The 3,395-nt window shown below is 74.6% G+C and carries 4 protein-coding genes; 2 read left to right on the top strand and 2 right to left on the bottom strand.

What is annotated here, in order from left to right; genetic code table 11:
* Positions 1-31 precede the first annotated feature (31 nt).
* Together E2C05_RS33600 and E2C05_RS30040 are read right to left on the bottom strand one after the other, a co-directional pair.
* Entirely contained in the window at positions 32-208 is a 177-nt protein-coding gene (locus E2C05_RS33600; protein ID WP_158292469.1) for a hypothetical protein, read from the bottom strand.
* 69 nt (positions 209-277) lie between these two features.
* Positions 278-1,486, bottom strand: coding sequence for a hypothetical protein (locus tag E2C05_RS30040; RefSeq protein WP_133223287.1), 1,209 nt, complete (start codon positions 1,484-1,486; stop codon positions 278-280).
* Between the two features lie 223 nt (positions 1,487-1,709).
* On the opposite strand from E2C05_RS30040, the gene ndk reads away from it, so the two are divergent.
* Together ndk and E2C05_RS30030 are read left to right on the top strand one after the other, a co-directional pair.
* Positions 1,710-2,132 (top strand): nucleoside-diphosphate kinase, encoded by a 423-nt coding sequence (gene ndk / locus E2C05_RS30035; RefSeq protein ID WP_133223286.1) that lies wholly within the window; start codon positions 1,710-1,712, stop codon positions 2,130-2,132.
* A 216-nt stretch (positions 2,133-2,348) separates the two neighbouring features.
* Positions 2,349-3,332 (top strand): Bug family tripartite tricarboxylate transporter substrate binding protein, encoded by a 984-nt coding sequence (locus E2C05_RS30030; protein ID WP_133223285.1) that lies wholly within the window; start codon positions 2,349-2,351, stop codon positions 3,330-3,332.
* Positions 3,333-3,395: the final 63 nt, after the last annotated feature.

The following is a 3,395-nucleotide window of genomic DNA, read 5'->3' as shown; positions in this document are numbered from 1 at the left end:
GCCCGCCCCGCCGCGCCGCGCCGGCCGCGCGTCAGTCTGGGCGGGGCTTCGCCGCCGCGGCGCCGGCCGCCGCCTTGTCCGCCGGTGCCGGCTCGCCGCTCCACTCGTCCTCGATCATGCCCTGCTGGCTGCTGAGCAGGTCCAGCGCGTCCTTGCCGGGCGGGCGGGGGATGGCGGGCGGCTTGGGGGCGGCATCGTCCTCGGGCATCGGTCACCTGGCGCGGATGGAAGCCCCTGCAACGCCGCGGGGCGGCGCGGGATCGCCGGCCGGCGCCCGCTACTTCGCCAGGCCCCCGATCGCCTTCGCCAGCTTGTCGAAATCCGCCAGCAGCCCCAGCAGCGGCGTCAGGATGGCGGGCAGCAGGCTGATCAGGCTCGTCAGGCTGTTCCGCAGATCGCCCGCCGCCGCCAGCCGGCCCTGCAGCGCCAGCAATTCCTTGAACCGCGTCCAGTCCGTCGTGCCGCCGGGCGGCCGGTCCAGCAGCCGGGCCGTCTCCCTCTCCAGCCGCCGCTGGGTCGTGGCGCGCGCCGCGGCCACCGCGGCGGCGATATGCGCTTCGCTCCGCAGCAGGACGAAGCTGCTGAACACCAGGGAGAACAGCTCGGCGATGCCGATGGTCAGCAGCACATAGGCATCGAATTGCGAGCGCAGCAGCAGCATGGTCGAGACCAGCAGCGAGACGAAGAGCCAGAAGCCGAACATGACGCGGCCGAGCCGCGCCATGGCCTCGACCAGGCTGGACAGCGCCGGGTCCAGCCGGAAGATCTGCCGCCGCAGCGCCCGGTGCGACAGCCGCGCGGTGAAGGCCAGGTAGAAGCGGGCCGTGTTGGTGGCCAGCGCGGCAGTCAGATAGAGCGGCAGGTAGGCCAGGGAGACGATCAGCGCCTGCCAGTCCCGGCCGGTCGACGGCCAGGCGAGGAGCCTGCGCTCCGCCATCGGCGCCGGGTCCAAGTCCCAGCGCAGCACGGCATAGCTCAGCGCCGCGCAGGCGATGGCGATGCCGAGGGACAGCAGGTGGAGCGCGCGTGGCGCGAAGCGCTCCTCCAGCTCCGCCCGGATCTCCTCCGCCACCGCGCCCGGCAGGCGCGGCAGCAGGCCCCGGGCGATCGCGTCCCGGATCGCCACCGTGGCCCAGCGCGCGGCGGCGAAGACCAGGGCGAAATAGCCGCCGCCCCAGGCCATCAGCCACAGCGCCCGCCGGTCCGGCGCCGGGTCGGCGAGGAACAGCGCCACCGCCCCGAGGGCGGCGAAATTGCCGCCGATGACGAGGCCGAGCAGCAGGGACATCCAGGCGGTGCCGGGCGGCGGCGGCAGCCAGTGGCACCGGCATTCGCACCGGCATCGGCACTGCCCCCGGCGCCAGCGCCACTGGCCGAGCCCGCCGAGATGGCCGTTGAGGATGCGGTCCACGGTGCGCCGCAGCGCCTGCCGGGCCGCGGCCTGCGGCGGGGTCTGATCATGGTCTGCCAACCGGGCGTCGCTCATCCGGCCCTCGTCCCATCGCCCGGCGTATTCGTTGCATGAAAGCAAGGGATCGGCCAAGGGCGTCCGGCCGGAGGGGGCAGGCAGGGGTGGGCAGGGGCGCGGCCGGCCCACCCCCCAGGCCCACCGCCTCCGGGCCCGCATCCGGGCTTGCATCCGGGCTTGCATCCCCGGGGAACCCCGCCTATCGGGCGGCCGACTCTTTGCCCCTTCGAAGGAACGCCCCATGGCCGTCGAGCGCACCCTGTCCATCCTGAAGCCGGACGCCACGCGGCGGAACCTGACCGGCAAGATCAACGCCAAGTTCGAGGAGGCCGGGCTGCGCATCGTCGCGCAGAAGCGCCTGCAGCTCAGCGAGGCGCAGGCCGGCGCCTTCTACGCCGTCCACAAGGAGCGTCCCTTCTACAAGGACCTGGTCGCCTTCATGACCAGCGGCCCGGTGGTCGCCCAGGTGCTGGAGGGCGAGAACGCCGTGGCGAAGAACCGCGAGATCATGGGCGCCACCAACCCGGCCAATGCCGCGCCCGGCACCATCCGCAAGGAATTCGCCGAGAGCATCGAGGCGAACAGCGTCCATGGGTCCGACAGCGCCGAGAATGCGGCGACCGAGATCGCCTTCTTCTTCTCGGGCATCGAGATCGTCGCCTGATGCCGCCGGGCAGGCGCCCGGGCGCCTGCCCGGCCGCGCACCGCGCCTAGGGCCGGCCTGGCGGCTGCGCGCCGGGCCCGGTGATCGGGCCGGCCGGCCTTCGCGCTGGCCGGTCCCATCCGCCGCGCGGGTCGCCCCTTGCCCCGCGGCGGCGCGTGCTGCACAAGCGGCGCAACGAACGGGAGAGATGCCGGTCCCAGCCTGCCAGGAGACCGCATGCCACATCCCACCCGCCGCGCCCTGCTGCGCGCGGCCACCGGCCTGCCATTGGCCGCCGCCATGGCCACCCCGGCGCTGGCCGCCTTTCCCGAACGCACGCTGCGCATCATCTCCGGCTTCGCGCCGGGCGGGCTGAACGACATCGTCAGCCGCGCCATGGCGCAGGCGCTGACCCCCGTCCTCGGCCAGGCGGTGGTGGTGGAGAACCGCGCCGGGGCCGGCGGCGGCGTCGGCGCCACCGCGGCGGCGCGCGCCCCGGCGGATGGCTACACGCTGTGGATGGGCATCGTCGACACCCAGGCGATCAACCCCAACTCCTACCGGAACCTGCAATACGACCCGGACCGCGACTTCGCCCCGATCAGCCTGGTCGCGCATTTCCCCTTCGGCGTGGTGGTCGGCCCGTCGCAGCCGCGGCTGCGCGACTTCGAGGCGATGGTGGCGGCGGCGAAGGCCGAGCCGGGCAAGCTGACCTTCGCCTCCTGGGGCGTCGCCAGCACCTCCCACCTGGCGATGGAGCGCATCCTGCGCGCCCGCGGCGTCGAGATGCTGCATGTTCCCTTCACCAGCCAGGCGCCGGCGATGCAGGCCATCCTCGCCGGGCAGATCGACTGCATGGCGCTGCCGGCCGGCGGGGCGGAGAGCCTGACGCGCGACGGCCGGTCCCGCTGCGTCGCGGTGATCGCCCAGCGGCCGCTGGAGATCCTGCCGGGCGCGCCGCCGGTGAACACGCTCGGGGTGGACCTGCAGTCGGGCCTGTGGAAGGCGGTCTACGCCCCGGCCCGCACGCCGGCGCCGGTCCTGGACCGCCTGAACGCCGCGGTGCGGGAGGCGATGCGGGCGCCGTCCTTCGTCGAGGTGGTGCGGCAGCAGGGCGCGACGCCGCAGCCCTCGACGCCGGAGGAACTGGCGGATCTCGGCCGGTCGGAGCGGGTGGCCTGGGGCGCCGTGGTCCGGGCCACCAGCGCCTTCGTCGATTGAGCGATGCGGGGCGCGGGTGCGGCCGCGCCCGGCCTGCGCGGCGGCGGGCCCCGCGCCCGGCCC

Origin of the sequence: Paracraurococcus ruber, assembly GCF_004353985.1 — a bacterium.
Taxonomy (GTDB): domain Bacteria; phylum Pseudomonadota; class Alphaproteobacteria; order Acetobacterales; family Acetobacteraceae; genus Paracraurococcus; species Paracraurococcus ruber.
This window is presented reverse-complemented; position numbering and strand designations above follow the sequence as displayed.

What these genes read in the sequence shown, in the direction of transcription:
- E2C05_RS33600 (WP_158292469.1), bottom strand. Translation starts at nt 208, where the DNA reads ATGCCCGAGGACGATGCCGCCCCCAAGCCGCCCGCCATCCCCCGCCCG.
- E2C05_RS30040 (WP_133223287.1), bottom strand. Translation starts at nt 1,486, where the DNA reads ATGAGCGACGCCCGGTTGGCAGACCATGATCAGACCCCGCCGCAGGCC.
- ndk (WP_133223286.1), top strand. Translation starts at nt 1,710, where the DNA reads ATGGCCGTCGAGCGCACCCTGTCCATCCTGAAGCCGGACGCCACGCGG.
- E2C05_RS30030 (WP_133223285.1), top strand. Translation starts at nt 2,349, where the DNA reads ATGCCACATCCCACCCGCCGCGCCCTGCTGCGCGCGGCCACCGGCCTG.